Raw genomic sequence first — 18,659 nt, forward strand, 5'->3', positions numbered from 1 at the left:
CTCCCTTCCACTATTTAAAACTTGCCTCTGCTGCCACTATGCGAGTGGCCGCCGCCAGTGATACCGCCACCCCCGCCGCTGCTAGAATTATTTTGCGGTTTTCTTTGCCGTGTCACGGTTTGATGGGTAAAGTTATCGTACTTGCTAAGTACTCTCGATTTATTACGATCCATATAGGTCTGGCCATTGACCGTGACTCTGCCGCCGGAGCGATTGGCCATGATGGTAACCACGAAACCTGCCACAACAAGGGAGGAAATTAATTGAAACCACCATTGAAAAAAGATGTTTTCCGCATCGGAGCCCGTCTCATAGCTATTTTGCCCAACATAACCACCGCTGGACCCATAGTCTGTGTATCCACCGGAGTCACTAGTTGGCTCTTGGCCCATGTATTCATATGAGATATTTAAAAACTGCGAAAATGCTTGAAAATATTGCCCATCTGATAAAGCAGGTGTAATTTCCTCGCGGATCACATCAAGCCTTCCATCATTCAAATACTGCTCGGCTTTTTTAAACCCCGCCAAGTAGATATCCCGCTCCTGCATATCAATCGCTAGTATCGCAGTATTTCCATGGGGTTGGTCATAGCCGGGAGCATTATCATCATAGTAATCCTCCACATACTGGACAATGTCCTTCCCATCCGTCCCATTCAAAGTAAGGATGATAAAAGATGTTTCCCTTTGTCCTCCCAAATCCGCCGCCAAAGTTTGCAGCTCCACCGCTTCCTCACTTGTCAACAAATGAGCATCATCATAAATATAATGCATCCGATCAAATTCTTGCGCTTTCGCCGTCTGAGGGAACCCAAATGGCAGCGACAACAGAAGAACCGTTAATAAGAACAGCAGGCTTTGTTTTCGAAAATGACTCACACTCATCAGAAGCCACCTCCCATAAAATAGGAGACGCATTTCAACGCAAAGAAGGTCCCCACCGCAATACCGCTAAACCACGAAGCCACTTTACCCTTGCTAATCGGCGGTTTGCCGACAACTTTTCCCGTTTGCCCATTCATCGCAAATATATAATTTGAATGGTTATAATCATAACTGACCAGCCATACAGGCAAAAGAACATAATCACTTTTTTGGTTTTTTGTATCAATCTGCTTATCTCTTATCCTGATAGAATGATAGCCTGTTAATGTCGACTGGATATAGGATTCGATATAATCGCTGATTTTGTCTTTTGCCCGTGGGAGCAGCTCTTCGTGTGAATAATTGTATTTCTCGGCAAGATAGCCAGCCAAATATGGGGTTTTAAAATCCTTTAATTGGTCATACGGGTACGGCTCCAATTTATCCATTAGTCCATCATTCATTTTTTCCGATGCATCAACAGGAATCTTGACATAATCAAGGTTAATATCGCGAAAAACATCATAATATTTTGTTTCCGTATAAATATAATCACCCTGCGTGTAAGTCCTGACTTTTGTACCAGTCGCATTTACTTGCACCTTACTATTTAGGTCATACAGCCAAAAAGGGACGTACAATCCTGTCATACTTTTGATTCGATCACCATTCATGAAGCCTTTCGGGGTAAGCAACCCCTTTCTGCACCACTTTTGAAACGCCGTTGTGGCCTGTTCCTTGCTAATCATAAAAGGAATGACCTTTGACGGTGCCAAATTACCTGATAATCGGTCGGCAATCACAACACCCGCACCGCAGAAACTGCAATGGGTAGCCGCCGTTTCCGTATCAGTTATAAGGACGGCGCCGCAATTCTCGCAATGGTACTCATTTGCCTCATCCTCGGAAAATCGCAGTGACTTCAATTCTTCCGGATAATTTTCAATATTTTCGTGCCGGCCGCAGCTTTGACAGGATAACGCTCCTGACTCCGCATCAAAGCTCATATCACTCCCGCAGCCGGGGCATTTATAATGAAGGATCATGTCCCCTCACCCCTCTATAAGAACAAATAAGAATCTGTCATGTTGCTTTCAGGATCTTCTTGCGCGCTCCCACTCTTCAATTTCTTTCATCAGTTTATCATGCATTTGCATTATTTGCTGGGCGTTTTGAGATGACAACAGGTGTGCATGTTGAAGTTCCGACAATTTGGCTGTCAGCAACTCTTTTTTCTCTAGGAATTTCCTTGCGTCGCCCTCATTGCCTGCCTCCAGTGCCTTGGATGCGTAGCGCTCCATTTTATCCATCTCATCCTGGCACTCATCCACCTGCCGTTTTGCTCGCTGCTCTTCCGCCAATACCGATGCCGTTTCTGCTTTTACTTTTCCTAAATCCTTGTTCAAATTCCGCAAATACTGATCAATCATTTTCTCTGGGTCTTCCGCCTTATCCAACAACGCATGGATGTTACTGGCCATAATATCTTTAAATCTTGTCAAAATACTCATCCCTGCCCCCACCTTCCAAAAAACATCATATACAATATACTGTTTTATCTTCAAAAAGTTTCACATTTTACTCACGCAATCACACCAAAATGAAATAACCAAGGAAGCATATCCCTTGGTCAACAGTTCTTTTTCTCTTAAAGACGCAACTCCCCAACTTCCTTGGGTTGAAAATGTTACTGGATGTATTCCGCCTCTTTATTGAAAAAATACCACACCGTACTCTTTTCACTCATAAAAGGGAGCTTAATTTGTCAGCTTAGCTAGTTCGTTAATTAAGATTTGTTCGTTTTCTTTGGCATCATCAACGTGAAAAGCATGCGAAGATTTTTTCGACCAAAATAATTTTTTCTGCGGTGCTTCCAGCTGCTCGTAATATTTTTGAACTAGTTCCCCGAAGACATGGGTTTCTTTTTCGCCATGAATGAAGGTAATGGGAATGTCCAACTTCGGAACATCTCTGAAAAAATTAAAATGGTTTAAGTCAGCAATCATTTCGTCAGTGTAAGCAAGCTTGAAGCCCGAAATAAGTGAATGGTAGACATCCATCAATGAGTAATCGGGAGAGGTCAACATGATGGCGGTGCATTTTGCAAAAGTTGTCGAACCTTTATCACCGGCATTATAGAACATGGAATTATACTTGAGCAGCCATTTCCGCATCAAAGACCATTGTTTGTAGCCTGTAAGATACGGCGGCTCTCCCACCTCGGTTAATTCCTTCAGCGCCTTTTGATTTTCGGTTTCCTTCGCCCGTTTCAGCAGCCATTGATAGCAAAGTTTATCGTTCTCGACCCAACTTGTAATTTGTGAAAAGGCCGTATAGGAGTGGAATTTTTCAGGATGCTGGTTCGCAAGCGAGAGTGCAATCACGGATCCCCAGGAATGGCCTGCCAAATGCAATTTTGGCTGGTTGAAACGTTTTAACAGGTATTCCGTAATGCTATTGGCATCGCTGATATATTGTTTAAGCCGCATCGATTCCTTCGGAGTCTGTTTTGTATAGGATTTACCTGTTCCGCGCTGGTCCCAAAAGACAAGAGTAAAATGTTTGACCAACTCCTTCGTGCCTGTAACCATGGCATAGTCTTTCCCCCGGTTTGACAACCCAGGAACCGGCATACTCGGTCCGCCATGGATCATCAACAGGATTGGTTTCGAAGGATCTTCCGCCTGGATGAGGAGGTACTGTCTCACTCCATCAATCATGACGGACTCGATAGAGCTAATGCCTTTTTCAGAAACTTTAAAATCGGGTTTTCTTGTAAACAGCTTCATCATTTTATTCACTCGTTTCTATATTTTCTATTATATATATTCTCCTCATAGGACTTTTTTCCTTCAATTGCGTAGAACTTCTATCATTGAAATATCCTTTTCAGGAAGCTCGATCAAATGGTCGTATCTTAGTAAAATAGGTTTTGTTTTGTCCAGCAGAGGGAATGCATAGTGTACAACCTAAAAAGGAGTGACTTTTATGGACAAGCAGTTAAATGAGCAAGAAATAGAAACTCATATGTACAAAAACGGAGATTCTTTAACAAATTTTGATGATTTTAGGGAATATTTGAGAGGCAAAATTAATTTAGGTAAAAAGCTAGGCATAGACGAAGAGCAATTAGCGAATTCGGCTCAAAAAGTAGCAGAGTACCTAGCAGATAAAGTTCCGCCTAAGAATTCCGAGGAACGCTTATTACAGGAGCTTTGGAACGTGGGTACGGAGGAAGAACAGCACAAGCTGGCACACATGCTTGTACGGTTAGTGCAGAACTGATGGAATACTAGATTTAACTATTACAAGAAACTAACCCCTGCCTAAAGCATGGGTTAGTTTGGTTTGTTAAATAGGATCAAATGGGATCCCCGGATGTATCACGCCACATATTAGTTTAGCAACATAACTATATCTTTCTTCGGCGCAAATACTCATCTTTTTACTAAATATTCCGGTTTTCTTTTTATCTATGATTGGCCTAATTTTGTTTGACTATATTTATTTCCCACTCATTAGCTCTAAGGCTGAGATAGCAGTTGAGAAAAGCCTCGAGGAAAAATATGGTGAAGACTTTGTAATGGATGGATCAAGCTTTTCAAAACCACTAGGTGATGACATAGGGACATACCTGATTGATGCTCACCCTACGAAAAACCCTAACCTAACTGTAAACGGAAGATTCTATTGGTAAATAGCAGGGGTCAATATGAATTCGCAAAAAAATAGCATTTGATGAACATTCAAATGCTTATTTCAGCCTGTCATGTAGAATGCTAAAAATGTAAGGGGATATTTTGTATCCCCTCTCTACAAATAAGATGGTCACCGAACCGTCCAAGCACTATCCACTGTTAAAACTTCACCATTTACAAATTTTGAATCGTCAGAAGCGAGAAATAACACTGCAGCAGCTATATCTTCTGGAACTCCTCTATTAAATGGACCGAGGTCCGTGAACGCCGCCATGCCTATCTCATCTAAGCTCGAAGTATCCTTTGGAGTAATATTGGTTAAGATAGACCCTGGGGCGATTGCATTTGCCCGAATTTTTCCGTTATTCCTTCCATAAAACGCCGCTATGTTTTTAGTGAGACCAATAACTGCATGTTTTGCCATGGTATACCCTGTACCGCCACGGGCTCCAAAAGTACCTGCAACAGAAGCGATATTCACAATCGTCCCGCCTGTTTCTTGCTCTTTGAATACTCTAACTGCCGCACGTGAAGCAAAGAATGGCCCCATCACGTTAACGGCCATGACTTGTTCAAGTAATTCATTGGAGTAATTTTCGATAGATGTCATCTTATCGGTAATACCTGCTACATTTGCCAAAATATCCAGCTTGCCATATTCATCCAACGCTTTCTTAACCATGGCCTCACAATCTGCTTCTTTGGATACATCTGTTTTAATTGCTACAGCAATTCCACCGTCAGAATTAATTTCATCCATTACTTCATACATCGTTGCTTCATTAAACTCGGCTAAAACAACTTTAGCCCCTTCTTTTGCAAGTAATTTTGCACTCGCACGTCCTATACCGGAACCTGCTCCAGTTACAACAGCCACTTTACCTTTTAATTTGCCCAAACGTCATACCTCCTGAAAATACTGTCTAAACCCATCCGTTTCTATGAAAATGGTTTTTAACTTTGAACTTCATAGCCGGCGCGCTCACGGTCCCAAGTATCCAAAGTAATACCTTCCTGACGAAGTTTATATTTTTCTACCCTTTGGGACGTATTTCTAGGTAACTCTTTTACAAGCCTTATATAACGTGGAATAGCAAAATGGGCCATTCTAGGTGTACAGAATTCAAGCAGCTCTTCCGGTTCTAGTTTTGCACCATCTTTGACCATAATTACGGCAAGTACCTCTTCATCGCCATTATTTTCAGCAGGAACCCCAACCGCAGCAGAATCATATACACTAGGATGAGAATTGATGACTCGCTCTACCTCATAGGAGGAAATGTTCTCCCCTCTTCTTCGAATGGCATCTTTTTTCCGGTCAATAAAGTAAATATAGCCATCCTCATCCTTCATTCCCCGGTCCCCGGAATGGAACCAGAGATTTTTCCATGCTTCCACTGTTTCTTTTTCCATCTTGTAATAACCCGTAAACATAACTCCCGGTTCCTTTGGACGAAGGACAATCTCACCCGCTATACCCGGTGGACAAGGGCGGTCATCCTCATCGTGAATCTCTATTTCATAGAAAGAAACTGTACGGCCACAAGAGCCTTTCCTGAAGGAATCTGCCAGATTGTTCGTCACAGTACCCACTTCTGTTAACCCATAAATTTCAGTCACTTTTACATTGAACCTTTCCCGGAAAGCATCATAAAGTTCTGGAGGAGTGGGTCCACCATAAGCTTTTCGAACCAAATGATCTGCATCATCCGACCTCTCTGGCAGCTTCATAAGTAACGTGAAAAGCGAACCAAGAGCGTTAAACGAGGTTATTTTCTCAGCTCGGCAAATATCCCAGAATTTCGAAGTGGAGAATTTCTCATGGAGGACGACATCACTGTCAGCCAGCAAAGCTGCCAAAACCGTCGTAAAACGGGCATTCCCATGAAATAGCGGATATCCAGTGAATAAACGTTCCTCCGGTCCATAATCCATGATTTCACAACAATTTTCAGCAAGTTTAAAGTTATGGATGTGTGTCAATACAACTCCCTTTGACGGACCGGTGGTTCCAGATGTAAACAGGATAACAGAAGGATCATCTGGATTGATTTCTACATCGATCTCCGAATCACTAGATTGAGAAATTAATTCCTCAAAGGAATGAACAGAGACTGAATCTACACTAGACTTAGAAAATCCGCCAACGACGATAATATGACGCAAATTCTCTAACTCTCCTAAAACTGCTTCTACTCGGTCTACCAAATCGGCTGAAATCACGATGGCCTGACACTCAGCTTTATTAAGCATGTAGGTCAATAGGTCACCACGAAATGAAGTATTGATTGGAACCTCAATGACGCCAATCCGTGACAGCCCCAGCCATGTAAAGAGAAACTCTGGGCAATTTGGTAACATAACAGCACAGGTTTGTCCCTTCGACAATCCCAGTGACTTAATAAAATTGGCAACTTTGTTTCCATTTTTATGAAACTCATTATAAGTAACATCAGTATGTTCAAAGCGGACAAATCGTTTAAAAGGAGAGGTTTTCGTACGAAATTCTACTACTTTACCAAATGTCCATATCCCTTTATACATATAATACCTCCTATTAGTCCAAATAAAGTTATTCTACGAAGGCCGTTAATATAGAATTTACTTAAATTCAGGTGGTCTACCCCATCCGTTAACCTCAATGGTATTTCTTACAATGGCCCGGCTGCCTGGTTCACACAAATATCCCACCACATCCGCTACGTCCTTTGGATGCATCCAATCGGTTGTATCAGCATCAGTTCCGCTTGCTAAATCTGTCAATACATTCCCCGGACATAATGTAATGACACGAACCCGATAGGGATGACACTCTTCGGACAAACATTTGCTCATCCCAACCAATGCGTGCTTCGATGCGGCGTAAGCGGCACGGCCGCTAGCCCCCCTTAATCCCCATATCGAAGCGATGTTAACAATCAGTCCGTTTTTCTGTTCCATCATTTTTGGGAGGACCTTTTGGCTGAGTAAAAATGGGCCTCGGACATTGACAGCAAAGGTTTGATCCCATTCAGAAACACTGTAATCTACTAAAGCGTTCAATCGGCCAATACCGGCATTATTGACGAGAACATCAATGGGAACAAGCGTATTGGAAATACTTTCGTATGCGCGCTCCACATCATTTTCATTAGAAATATCAACTACTTCTGCAGCACAAGCGACTCCCAAGGACTGAATTTCTTCAAGTGTTTTCCGGACATCGGGTGAGATATCACATAAACCTACGGCAATACCTCTTTTAGCCAGTGTCAGTGCAATTTCACGGCCGATTCCCCTGGCAGCTCCAGTAACAATAGCAGCTTTGTATAGACTCTTTTCTTCAATGGCCATAAACGTTTCCCTCCTCGAAACAAAAATAAAATGCTGTTTGGCAAAATAAATTTGCCGAAACAGCTTTTTATTGCTTTAAAATCGGATAACAGAACTAAATCAGTTTTTAAACTCAAATGGAGGCTCAAGCCCTTCTTCTTCCATAATCTTCAGGACACCATTGACCAGCTTTTTCCCGTCATATCCCTTTTTATCTGCTTCCTTTATCCATTCTTTCCAAACGGCTTCGGCAGGTGCAGTAAACTTCGCTAACTCCTTAGGAGAAAGTTCAATAATTTCTCCTTTTCCTTTTAATTCAGCTTTAATCTTTTCTTTGCTTTCTTTGGCCCCATCAGCATAAGCAACATTAAGGGCTTCTTCTAAATTTGCATCTAGAGAATCGTCAAACTTTTTCTGGGTCTCAGGAGACAAACTATCCCATTTAGCTTGATTCATGATAACGGCTTGAACTGAGTTGGACACTGGTAGGTTTGTAATATATGGTGCAGGTTCATAAAACTTTTGTGAGTACATGCCCCCAAATGCATATATGGCCACGTCCATAGTCCCTTTTTCAAGTCCAGAATAAATATCCTCAATAGCCATAGAGACTGGTACAGCATCCCATGATTTAAATAACGGCTCATAGCTCGGCAAGTCGAATTGGGTTTTCTTGCCTTTCAGGTCTTCTGCTGTACGAATCGGTTTTGTGCTCGCAAGAACGGCAGGGTCAGAGAGATAAATCCCTACGATTTTCACTCCTAATTTCTTTAAATCTTCTTCTAGATACTGCTCCATAAACTTCTTTGCGATTTTCGCCTTTAAAAGATGATCATCTGACTTGGAAAATAAGAACGGTAAATCGAGCACAGTTGATTTAAAGAGAGGTGAATCCGGGAAAAATTTACCAACAGCTAAGCCTATGTCGTATACGCCGCCGCTGACATCCTGAATAACCGTTTTTGTGCCCCCTAATACTCCTCCTGCCTGAATATTAATAGTTGCTGATCCATTCGTTTCTTGCTTTACTTTCTCAGCCCAAGGTTCAATACCTTTTACATTAATAACATGGGAAGCTGGAACCGCTATTCCAAATATTAACTCCGTTGATTTTCCACCGGTTTCTTTCCCATTATCTTTTTCATTGGAAGTACTTGATGTTTGATTTCCACCACATGCTGTTAAAATCATCGTGAGTGCTAGAATAATAGTGGCAAAACTAAACAAAGATCCTTTGGCCCGCTTCTTCATTTACGTTATTCCTCCCTAAAGGGTAGATTCTTAAAATTATTATCATCTTTGAAAGATCCCTGCGTTGCCATAATGTGGTTACTGTTTGCTAGCTGCATCCTCAATGATTTTCAAATCCTTTGCAGAAAGCCCCAAATAGGTTGCTGGGTTATCAAATAAGATTTTTCTCCGCAGGTCAGCCGGAATTTTATTAAAGGCGGCCTTCGGTGCGTCAAACTCCCAGTGTGGATAATCACTAGAAAAGATCAAACGATCCGTTCCAATCATTTCAATTAGTTTTACGATGTTTTGCGGATCCTCATGAGACTCGATAAATGGTTGTGTTCCAAACCAGAAATGCTCTTTTACATATTCACTCGGATAACGCTTCACCCATGGGGTTTCCAGACGTAAAGCTTTCCAGTGAGTATCCATTGTGTACATCATGTTTGGCACCCAGCCAAAGCCACCTTCCACAAAACCTACCTTTAGTTCTGGGAATTTCTCGAACACTCCGCCAAAAACCATACTGGCCATTTGCGCCTGAAAGGTTAAGCAATTAAGCGTTTGGTATTCACCGTAGTATTTTTGTGCACCTGTGGCGTGATACTTGTTTTGCCCCCCTGGCAAGGAAACATGGAAGGTACAAACCAAATTATTGCGGACGGCCGCTTCCCAAATCGGATCATAGAAAGAATCGCCATAGCCACGGTGCGGGGAATGAATCGCCAATCCGACTTGAACCATTTGCGGGTGTCCGCCAACACGGTCGATTTCACGCGCTGCAGCAATCGGATCGGCAGCAGCAATGGAAACTGTTCCTTTGAAACGGGGATCCTTTGATAACCAGCGGTCGATTAACCAATCGTTTAAAGCAGCCCCTATGGCGGAAGCCCAATGATCCTGCGGCAAGCTATTCAAACAGAAGGTATCGTTCGGGTACAATACCGCCATATTTACACCGTGTTCTTCCATCAATTGTTTTCTCAAGAAATCAGGAGATGTTCCAGGATAACCACCATCCGGGGTCCATGAATCTTTTCGGACTCCTCCATTGGCCACAATCGCATAGCTAATACTCATCACTTGTCTAAACTGCGTGGCAGATTTTGCGAAATTTTTCCAATGATTATCCATGTATTCTATTAATTCATCAAACGAATTTTCATGTACATGAACATCACAATCAATCACTTTAAGCGAGTTTCCCTTTTTAGTTAATTCTTCCTGGGTCATTGCCATAGTATATCCCCTCCACATAAATTTGAAAATTCAATAAATTATAGGTAAACCACGATTTCACCAATAATTTTGACGGTACCCTTAAATGTCAATTAATACATTTTCTTCTGACACTTCAACCGAGTAGCTTTTCAGCTTATAGTTACAATCGAAGAGTGATTTGCCAGTTGTAACATCAAATTCATAATGATGCCAAGGACAAGTTAGTACCAGATTCTCCTTACCAAAGCAATAAACCCCTACGTCCGATGTTAATGTTGTTCCTTTCAGTGCTCCTTCTCCCATCGACGCTGCCTGGTGTGGACAAATACCACTTACTGCATAAAAATCATTTCCGTTTCTAACCAAGACAATTTCACGGTTCTTAATTTTAAATGTTTTCTTTTCTCCTGATAGGAGGTCATCTACCCTACAAAGCAACTGTTTCATATTTCAATTTACACCTCTTGTATAGTTGTATTTAAACCTCTTTCTAGGACAGTCAATATCTACATTTCCCGAAAGCCCTTACATGGTAATGTAGGGGATGAATCCCGTGTACTCTATGAAAGGACACAAACGATTAAATCTTTGCAAAGCCAAGCAAAGTTTGATCCCCAACCTTGTAAAACGTTGCTTTAACCGGCATATCCGCTTTTAGCGAGAACCGATCATCGCTAGGAATTAATCTTCCTAATATTTTGGCCCCTTCCTCTAATTCGACAGTAAGGACCGTGTAGGGCAAGTCTTCAGCAAAGGCCGGGTCAAATGCACGATGGACAACAGTCCAGGAGAACACCTTTCCCTGCCCAGAAGTCTTAACCCATTCCCAGTTCTTACTTGCGCAGTAAGGACAGCGGTATACAGGTGGAAACCATTTCTTTACACAATCATGACATGCCTGAACATGAAGCTCATGTTTGCTGATTTTCTCCCACCAAAATTCACTTTCTGGGGTTATTTCCGGAGTAATTCCCGTACTCTGTTTTTGAGTCATCCTTAATCCCTCCTTAAAATGAGTGCTGAACCGTCGGCTTGATTTCCGCTGGTAACAACGCCGATATTCGCATTCGCCACCTGTCGGGATCCACTTCTTCCCTGTAACTGCATAACCGCCTCAGCTACTGAATTCATCCCATGAATATATCCTTCACAAAGGAGTCCACCATGCGTATTCACTGGCAGCCTTCCGCCAAGTCCTGTCTCTCCCGCCCGAACAAAGGCCCCTGCTTCCCCTCGTCCAGTAAAGCCCAGACCTTCCAAGGCAAATAATACGGCACTTGAAAAACAATCATAAAACTCGGCAAAGTCTACTTCTTTTGGGGTGATTCCTGCACTTTCCCATAAGGGCTGAGCTAATAGATTGGTATAGTTCGTTGTAATGTCATCCCAAAGTAATTTATCATTCATATCTAAACCTGATCTTGGTCCGCAAACATAAGCAGCCCCTTCAATGATGACAGGAGGATAATTTAATTGGCGGGCATTTTTTACTGACGTTACTAACACCGCAACTGCACCATCAACCTCAGTGGTGCAATCAGCTTTGCGGAAGGGGTCTGCAATCATCGGGCTATCCAAGTAATTCTCAAAGGTTAGCGGCTTTTGGATAATCGCACGTTCATTCAGCAGTGCAAACTTTCGCTGAGCAATGGGTACTGCAGCAATATCCTCGATGGTTGCACCCGTCTCAATCATATAACGGCGTGCCCACATCGCTGCAAATGAAGGCTGTCCCATATATCCAATCGGGTCGCGAAATTGAGCTGCTTCTCCAGCCACCGTCATACCGCCAATTCGTTTGCCGCTCCTGCCATTCAGAGCTCGAAACACCAGGATATTTTCAGCGAGCCCCGCTTCTATGGCCATGGCTGCAAGCATGACAGCATAGGCAGGAGCTTGACCTCCTGTATTCAAATTGAGTATATAATTCTGTTTCGGCAAGGCAAGTGCGGTCGCCACTGACTCACTGGAGACGGAGTCCCCTAGCACACTAAAGCTAACCACTCCGTCTATATCTTTCAATTCCAACCCTGATTCAATGACTGCATTGACACAAGCATCTGATGCAAGTTGAAGAACAGACTTGCCAGATTGTCTTGAAAATTCCGTATAGCCTACTCCTGCTATCGCGGTATTCCCTAGAAATGATGGACGTTTTTTTGACAACAATATCCCTCCTAAATGAATCTCCTTAATTTACCGAAATGGCTCCTTCATTTTAATGGTTAGTCAAGTGATATAGTTAGAGGAAAAGGAGCCACTGTATTTACACCTTATTGTTTGCTGGAAAACTGTCTCACTTCCTGTTTGGCAATTGCCTCCCGGTGAACTTCATTTGGTCCATCAGCTAAGCGAACAATACGAGCGTAAGTCCAATGTCTGGCAAGAGGAAACTCCTGACTAACACCTCCGCCACCGTGAACCTGAATGGCACGATCAATTACTTTTGTAGCAACTTCTGGCGCAACCACCTTAATCATGGCTATTTCTTTCTTTGCTTCTTTGTTTCCTACTTTGTCCATCATATCAGCTGCTTTTAAAGTTAAGAGCCTTGCTTGATCGATTTCAATACGTGAATCCGCAATCCATTGACGAATAACGCCTTTGTCAACAAGTGTACTTCCAAAAGCAACCCGATCTTGTGCCCGTTTAATCATTAGTTCCAGTGCTCTTTCAGCTAAACCAATCATCCGCATACAATGATGAATTCGGCCGGGTCCCAATCTTCCTTGCGCAATCGCAAACCCTTTACCTTCACCCCAAAGAATATTACTTACAGGAACACGGACATCCTCAAACAAGACTTCGCCATGTCCATGAGGAGCATCATCATATCCAAAAACACTAAGATTACGAACGATGGTTATGCCTGGAGTATCTGCAGGTACGAGAATCATAGATTGTTGTTCATATGTCGGTGCAGTTGGATCTGTTTTACCCATAAAAATGAAAACTTTACATCGGGGATCTGGAGCTCCAGATGTCCACCATTTACGCCCGTTTATGACATACTCATCCCCATCTCTTACAATACTGGATTGGATATTTCTTGCATCAGAAGAAGCAACAAGCGGTTCCGTCATGGCGAAAGCAGATCTGATTTTGCCTTCTAGAAGAGGAACAAGCCACTGTGCCTTCTGTTCCTCAGTCCCATATCGGTCGATTACTTCCATATTCCCTGTGTCTGGGGCACTACAATTAAACACCTCTGGTCCTAAGTAAGGGGAACGGCCCATTATTTCCATTAACGGAGCAAATTCAAGATTCGTAAGTCCATAACCATGCTTACTATCCGGTAAAAAGAGATTCCATAATCCCTTTTCTTTTGCTTTTTCCTTCAGTTCATCAACAATTGGCGGTATTTGCCATCTAGTAGGGAATTCATTTAATTGCTGCTCATACACTTTTTCAGCCGGATACACATATTGCTCCATAAATTCCGTAACTTCAGCCTGGAGTTTCTTTACTTTGTCTGTGTACTCAAAATTCATCGTTTCATCATCTCCTATTTTATAGAACGAAAATATTTGATCCCATTTTTCGTGAGTTCTTCCACTTCACCGCGCTCTACCAGCAGGTCGAGATGACCTATTGCTTCATAAACAACTAACATTAATTGTTCCTTCACCGTCTTTGGTGAAAATAATTCCTGAACAATCTCAAACCCAGTTTTGTATTTTTCGCTTATGATACCTTTTATCACGGCAGCACGTTTTTCAATATCGTCCAATCGTTCCTCCACAAGTTCTTGCAGGTTCATCACTGGAGTGCCGTGACCTGTAAATATCGTATCAATGGGGATTTCGACGCATTTTTTTAGATTACTCATGTATTGGATTAACGGTGTTGCCCTATTTTCATTTGGTGTTAGAGGCGGTTCAATCGCTGCATTGGATGAAATGTGTTTAATAATATGGTCTCCTGCAATCAACAACTGATCACTTTCCCGATAGAAGGAAATGTGACTTTGGGCATGCCCTTTTGTCTCAATAATTTGCCACTCGGGTAATCCTGGTATGGAATCTCCTTCATTTAGTTCCACGGTAAGATCCACATTGCTGCAGGACAATTCCTGTAATTTTTCGAAAAACAGTTTGCCTGTTCCACACAGTTGTGCTGGCAAGCCAAATTCAGAAAGAAACTGGTGAAAAAATTCATGGTGCCATTCCACAAACTGTTTATCTGGTAACAGCCAAGGGCGATTATTCGGATGTCCTAATACAGGGATGGGATGGCACTCTAAAATACGGTCTAACAGCCCAACGTGATCGATATGATGATGTGTCAACAACACTTGGTCAATATCATGTATCGATAACTGTAATTTCTCTAATGACTTTGTCAACATCCCCCAATTTTTAGGTAAATTGGCCCCTGTATCGATAAGTGTTAATTTCTCGCCAAATAGTAAGTACGTATTGATTGACCCCACGGGTGAGCCAGTGTCGAGTTGTATTAGCTCTATACCTTTATTGGATATTTCGAACATAGGCATCCACCTCAAGAGTTTAAAAATTTTCGCAAAGAGTTTTATACAACTTAAAAGATGAATCATTTTTCAACAACAGGCACCTTGTATGGAGGATGTTTAGCTTATTAGGCTAAACGATTCTCCATACTTTTGAGCTCACTTGATAACTACATATGATTAGGCAGCCATAGCGCCATATTGGGAAACAGCACCAACAGTACCAGCATAACGATAATTGGGACCACAAAACGTAATGCTCCCTTAAAAATATCTTCAAGGCGCAAATCAGGCACTGCCCCCTTTAAAACGAAACAATTCATTCCTACTGGTGGTGTAATCAACGCAAGCTCGATTATCACGACAATCCAGACGCCGAACCAAATCAAATCAAATCCCAAAGCTTGGATGATAGGAACGATAATTGGCATGGTAATAACAATCATCGCCAATGAATCCATTACACAGCCCAACACAAAATACATCGCTAGAATCAATAGCATAACGACCCACCATGGAACATCCAATGAAGTAATTAATGAGGCCAAATATTTAGGGAGACCTGTTAGAGCCAAGAAATAATTTAAGATGAACGCACCAATGATTATAGCAAACAGAAAACCCGTGGATCGAAGTGTTCTTTCAAGAGCCGTAATCAAGGATTTTAGATTCAATTTTCTTTTGGCCATGGCAAGGATGACGGAAACTGCTGCTCCAACTCCGGCTGCCTCTGTTGGACTAAACCAGCCCGCATACATGCCGCCTATAACAATGGCAAATAACACCAATATCCAAAGGGTAGATTTTAAGGCTACCAGTTTTTCCTTCCAAGAGTACTTCATATTCATATCAGGAGCTAATTGAGGCTGAAATTTAACTGTAATTAAAATCGTGAATATAAATAGTAAAGTTAAAACAATACCAGGGATAATGCCAGCAATCAAAAGCTTTCCGATGGATTGTTCTGTTAGAATTCCATAAATGATGAACGCTCCGCTTGGAGGGATTAGAATGCCCAATGTGCCGCCTGCAGCAATCGTTCCGCTGCTGAATTTGTCGCTGTAACCAGATCTTTGCATCTCCTTGTGAGCAATTACCCCCATGGTTCCGGTAGATGCCACACTCGAACCGGAAGCTGCCGCAAATAAGGCGGAAGCACCAATGGTGGAGGTAGCTAGACCTCCTTTGAAATTGCCAAACCATTTACGAAAAGTATCAAACAAATCCGTACTGATTCCCGAGATAAATAACAGTTCTCCCATTAACATAAACATCGGAACAGTACTGAATGTATAACTAAAGCTTTGTGTCCATGTAATTGATTCAATAGCAGATTCCAGGGCAACCGGCCCCCGAAGGTATAGAATTCCCAAAATGCCAGGCAGCGTCATAGAAATCGCAATCGGAACCCTTAAAAACATTAGTACAAACATTAAAAGAATCGCTAATAGTCCCAACATCTCAAATGACACTAACTTCACTCCCTTCTTGTTCTTGTTCCACAACTTTACCGGTAACCAGTTCAACGAGGTTATTGATAATTTTTACCAGGGACTCCAGCCCCCAGAGGAAAAAGCCAATTCCTAGTAAAAATTGAAACGGGTAATGCGGAACATGTAGAATCGTGGTAGAAACTAAAAAGGTGTGAAGGGCCTTTAATCCTGCTCCAATCTGAATCGTGCCGACAACAAAACAAATGCCACTTACTAAAATGTAACCGAAAACATTAAATGCCGCCTGTACTCGTTTATTAAACCGGTCCACTAACAAACCGACCTTTATATGCGCATCAACACTTTCCGAATAGGCAATCCCTAATCCCACCAAGACGACCATCATTAATTGCACAAGTTCATAATCTCCAATTATAGGTTTGTTAATAATCCCCCTAGAGATTACCGAACAAGCAATCAATGTCATCATCAAAAAGATTGTTATAATCGCTCCCCAACGAATAATGGCTGTTAAACCCTTAATAACCTTGAATAATAGATTCATTTCAGCACCCCATTTCAACTAGTAAGTTCCATCTCTCTGTTATTTTTGATACACTATTTGCAAGGTTTGCTGGAAGCTTCACAGCTTAGACAGTTGTTATAGCCCCTCAACTTGGGCCATAATCCGCATCCCCCCATCTACGCGAATGATCTCTCCGTTAATCATTTCCATTTCGTCAGAACAAAGTGTAAGAATGACCTTGGCAACATCCTCAATTTCCATCGGCCGCTTAAAAGGAATGTTCGACTGGGCTGCCTCAATACGTTGGTGAAAATTCGGGTTGAGTTTTCGTAAAGACTCAGTATTTAATGTACCGGGAGAGATGGTGTTGGAGGTTATTCCATATGGGCCGAACTCTACCGCCATATATCGGATAAGAGCTTCCATTGCAGCTTTAGGTACACCGATAGCTGCATAGTTCTTAACAGCTAATTCTGAACCTAGACTTGTAATGGCAAGGATTCTGCCCCACTGCTTTTCTTTCATATACGGAGTTAATTCTTGTGCCCCTATAAGCAATGGGTTCAAATTAATATTAAATGCATGGCTCCATAGTTCAGAATCAATGGTTGAAAGACTTGATTTAAAAGCGTGAACGGCATTATGTATAAAAATGTCGATAGCACCCATTCTTGCGATAGCCGTTTTACAAAGACTAGCCATTTCCTCAGCATTGCCAACGTCAGCTTTAATGATCTCTACCTTTGTTCCAAACTTTGATACTTCTTCAAATGTTTCCAATGCACTACTTTCATTATGATAATAATTAATGACAACATTTGCCCCATTACGTGCAAAAGCGATGGCTAATTCTTTGCCTAAACCTTTTGAACTGCCCGTTATTAAAACATTTTTATTTTTCATTCCAGCAACCCTCACTTTCTAAAAAACTATATTTTATTAGCTGTTTTAATACAGTATGCGCTTTCAAAATAGAAGGAAACTAATGAAGGCAGCAACGCAATTTGATATCTGATTCAAGTTTCACTTATATTCATATTTTATAGCTGCCCATATCAATAGTCAACATTTTTTCTGTTAATTTGAAAAATTACGTTTATTCCAAAAAATATCATTCTTTGTTAACTGTTGCGACAATAGACCGGAACAGATTACTCTCGTAATCTGTTATCCTTGAAATCTCAAAACGGAGCTCCTGTTATCAATAACTATTTTATAATGCTCCCTAAATCTGAAAAACCCTTTTTTATTGTTTGATAATACCATGCTTCAAGAGATCCATAACCCCACCTAAAAGGGCATCATCTATATCCTCATCATTCCATAATATCCAGTTCAATCCAATATAATTGGTAATTCCCATGATACTATATACAATCACTTCTGGATTTAGGGGTTTAATCTCCCCCTTCCTAATAGCGATTTCTATGGAGCTTATATATGAATCAGCCAGTTTTTCAAACATATTGCGATGAAGTTCCTTGTTTACAAATTCGGCCTGTGGGAATAAGCTATACCAATGCGGTCGTTCCTTGACAAATTCAAATAAAGCTTTTATCCCCTCTCTTTCTATCTCAATTCTATTTTCCAGCCCTGATATTCTCTTCCTAATTAACCCAATTAATTTTTTTTGCATTTCCCACAGAAGTGATTCAAAGATTTCATACTTGGACTCAAAATAGGTGTAAAAGTTTCCAAGAGATACTCCTGCATGTTGTGTAATTTCCGTTATACTGCTTTGGTGGTACCCATTTTTTCCAAAAACGTATTCAGCAGACCGCAACAATTTTTCTTTTGTCTTAAGTCCTCTGTTGGTCTTTGGCAATAGATTGTTTTTTTGCACTTTTGGCCTCCTGAATCATGTTTTAATGTTAACTAGGAAGTCGTAACATTCATTAGATC

At 41.6% G+C, this 18,659-nt stretch carries 18 protein-coding genes and 1 pseudogene; 1 reads left to right on the forward strand and 18 read right to left on the reverse strand.

Features of this window, described 5'->3' with window-relative positions; genetic code table 11:
• Window positions 1-14: 14 nt before the first annotated feature.
• The 4 genes and pseudogenes from M3234_RS14500 to M3234_RS14515 all read right to left on the reverse strand — a co-directional run bounded on the left by M3234_RS14500 (window position 15) and on the right by M3234_RS14515 (window position 3,658).
• Window positions 15-887: a TPM domain-containing protein gene (locus M3234_RS14500; RefSeq protein ID WP_262305403.1), complete on the reverse strand. Its 873-nt coding sequence runs from the start codon at window positions 885-887 to the stop codon at window positions 15-17.
• The gene (locus M3234_RS14505) at window positions 887-1,912 is read right to left on the reverse strand and encodes a TFIIB-type zinc ribbon-containing protein (protein WP_262305404.1); all 1,026 of its coding nucleotides are present in this window, start codon (window positions 1,910-1,912) and stop codon (window positions 887-889) included. Before M3234_RS14505 ends, M3234_RS14500 begins: the two co-directional genes overlap by 1 nt.
• A gap of 57 nt (window positions 1,913-1,969) precedes the next feature.
• Window positions 1,970-2,377 (reverse strand): annotated as a pseudogene (locus M3234_RS14510) (PspA/IM30 family protein); the annotation flags it as partial.
• Window positions 2,378-2,623: 246 nt separating this feature from the next.
• Window positions 2,624-3,658 (reverse strand): alpha/beta hydrolase, encoded by a 1,035-nt coding sequence (locus tag M3234_RS14515; RefSeq protein WP_262305405.1) that lies wholly within the window; start codon window positions 3,656-3,658, stop codon window positions 2,624-2,626.
• Window positions 3,659-3,854: 196 nt separating this feature from the next.
• Between M3234_RS14515 and M3234_RS14520 the strand changes: the two genes are divergently transcribed.
• Window positions 3,855-4,151, forward strand: coding sequence for a DUF3243 domain-containing protein (locus tag M3234_RS14520; protein WP_262305406.1), 297 nt, complete (start codon window positions 3,855-3,857; stop codon window positions 4,149-4,151).
• Between the two features lie 543 nt (window positions 4,152-4,694).
• Here M3234_RS14520 and M3234_RS14525 read toward each other — a convergent pair.
• The 14 genes from M3234_RS14525 to M3234_RS14590 all read right to left on the reverse strand — a co-directional run bounded on the left by M3234_RS14525 (window position 4,695) and on the right by M3234_RS14590 (window position 18,600).
• A complete protein-coding gene (locus M3234_RS14525) occupies window positions 4,695-5,462 on the reverse strand; it encodes an SDR family NAD(P)-dependent oxidoreductase (protein WP_262305407.1) in 768 nt (255 codons plus the stop codon).
• A gap of 56 nt (window positions 5,463-5,518) precedes the next feature.
• The gene (locus M3234_RS14530; RefSeq protein ID WP_262305408.1) at window positions 5,519-7,108 is read right to left on the reverse strand and encodes an AMP-binding protein; all 1,590 of its coding nucleotides are present in this window, start codon (window positions 7,106-7,108) and stop codon (window positions 5,519-5,521) included.
• A gap of 57 nt (window positions 7,109-7,165) precedes the next feature.
• The gene (locus M3234_RS14535) at window positions 7,166-7,897 is read right to left on the reverse strand and encodes an SDR family NAD(P)-dependent oxidoreductase (protein WP_262305409.1); all 732 of its coding nucleotides are present in this window, start codon (window positions 7,895-7,897) and stop codon (window positions 7,166-7,168) included.
• Between the two features lie 99 nt (window positions 7,898-7,996).
• Complete coding sequence (locus tag M3234_RS14540; protein WP_262305410.1) at window positions 7,997-9,127, reverse strand: TRAP transporter substrate-binding protein; 1,131 nt, start codon at window positions 9,125-9,127, stop codon at window positions 7,997-7,999.
• Window positions 9,128-9,205: 78 nt separating this feature from the next.
• A complete protein-coding gene (locus M3234_RS14545) occupies window positions 9,206-10,348 on the reverse strand; it encodes an amidohydrolase family protein (protein ID WP_262305411.1) in 1,143 nt (380 codons plus the stop codon).
• An 81-nt stretch (window positions 10,349-10,429) separates the two neighbouring features.
• Complete coding sequence (locus M3234_RS14550; RefSeq protein ID WP_262305412.1) at window positions 10,430-10,777, reverse strand: Rieske (2Fe-2S) protein; 348 nt, start codon at window positions 10,775-10,777, stop codon at window positions 10,430-10,432.
• 133 nt (window positions 10,778-10,910) lie between these two features.
• Complete coding sequence (locus tag M3234_RS14555; protein WP_262305413.1) at window positions 10,911-11,324, reverse strand: Zn-ribbon domain-containing OB-fold protein; 414 nt, start codon at window positions 11,322-11,324, stop codon at window positions 10,911-10,913.
• 2 nt (window positions 11,325-11,326) lie between these two features.
• Complete coding sequence (locus M3234_RS14560) at window positions 11,327-12,496, reverse strand: thiolase C-terminal domain-containing protein (RefSeq protein WP_262305414.1); 1,170 nt, start codon at window positions 12,494-12,496, stop codon at window positions 11,327-11,329.
• Window positions 12,497-12,603: 107 nt separating this feature from the next.
• Entirely contained in the window at window positions 12,604-13,821 is a 1,218-nt protein-coding gene (locus tag M3234_RS14565; RefSeq protein ID WP_262305415.1) for an acyl-CoA dehydrogenase family protein, read from the reverse strand.
• A gap of 14 nt (window positions 13,822-13,835) precedes the next feature.
• The gene (locus M3234_RS14570; protein WP_262305416.1) at window positions 13,836-14,819 is read right to left on the reverse strand and encodes an MBL fold metallo-hydrolase; all 984 of its coding nucleotides are present in this window, start codon (window positions 14,817-14,819) and stop codon (window positions 13,836-13,838) included.
• 149 nt (window positions 14,820-14,968) lie between these two features.
• Window positions 14,969-16,270, reverse strand: a complete 1,302-nt coding sequence (locus tag M3234_RS14575; protein ID WP_262305417.1) for a TRAP transporter large permease — start codon at window positions 16,268-16,270, stop codon at window positions 14,969-14,971.
• Window positions 16,260-16,796 (reverse strand): TRAP transporter small permease subunit, encoded by a 537-nt coding sequence (locus M3234_RS14580; protein ID WP_262305418.1) that lies wholly within the window; start codon window positions 16,794-16,796, stop codon window positions 16,260-16,262. Before M3234_RS14580 ends, M3234_RS14575 begins: the two co-directional genes overlap by 11 nt.
• Before the next feature lie 96 nt (window positions 16,797-16,892).
• Window positions 16,893-17,660, reverse strand: a complete 768-nt coding sequence (locus tag M3234_RS14585) for an SDR family oxidoreductase (RefSeq protein ID WP_262305419.1) — start codon at window positions 17,658-17,660, stop codon at window positions 16,893-16,895.
• A gap of 343 nt (window positions 17,661-18,003) precedes the next feature.
• Window positions 18,004-18,600, reverse strand: a complete 597-nt coding sequence (locus tag M3234_RS14590; RefSeq protein WP_262305420.1) for a TetR/AcrR family transcriptional regulator — start codon at window positions 18,598-18,600, stop codon at window positions 18,004-18,006.
• Window positions 18,601-18,659: the final 59 nt, after the last annotated feature.

This window comes from Neobacillus niacini (assembly GCF_023715785.1).
In the GTDB taxonomy this organism is placed as follows: domain Bacteria; phylum Bacillota; class Bacilli; order Bacillales; family Cytobacillaceae; genus Neobacillus; species Neobacillus niacini_E.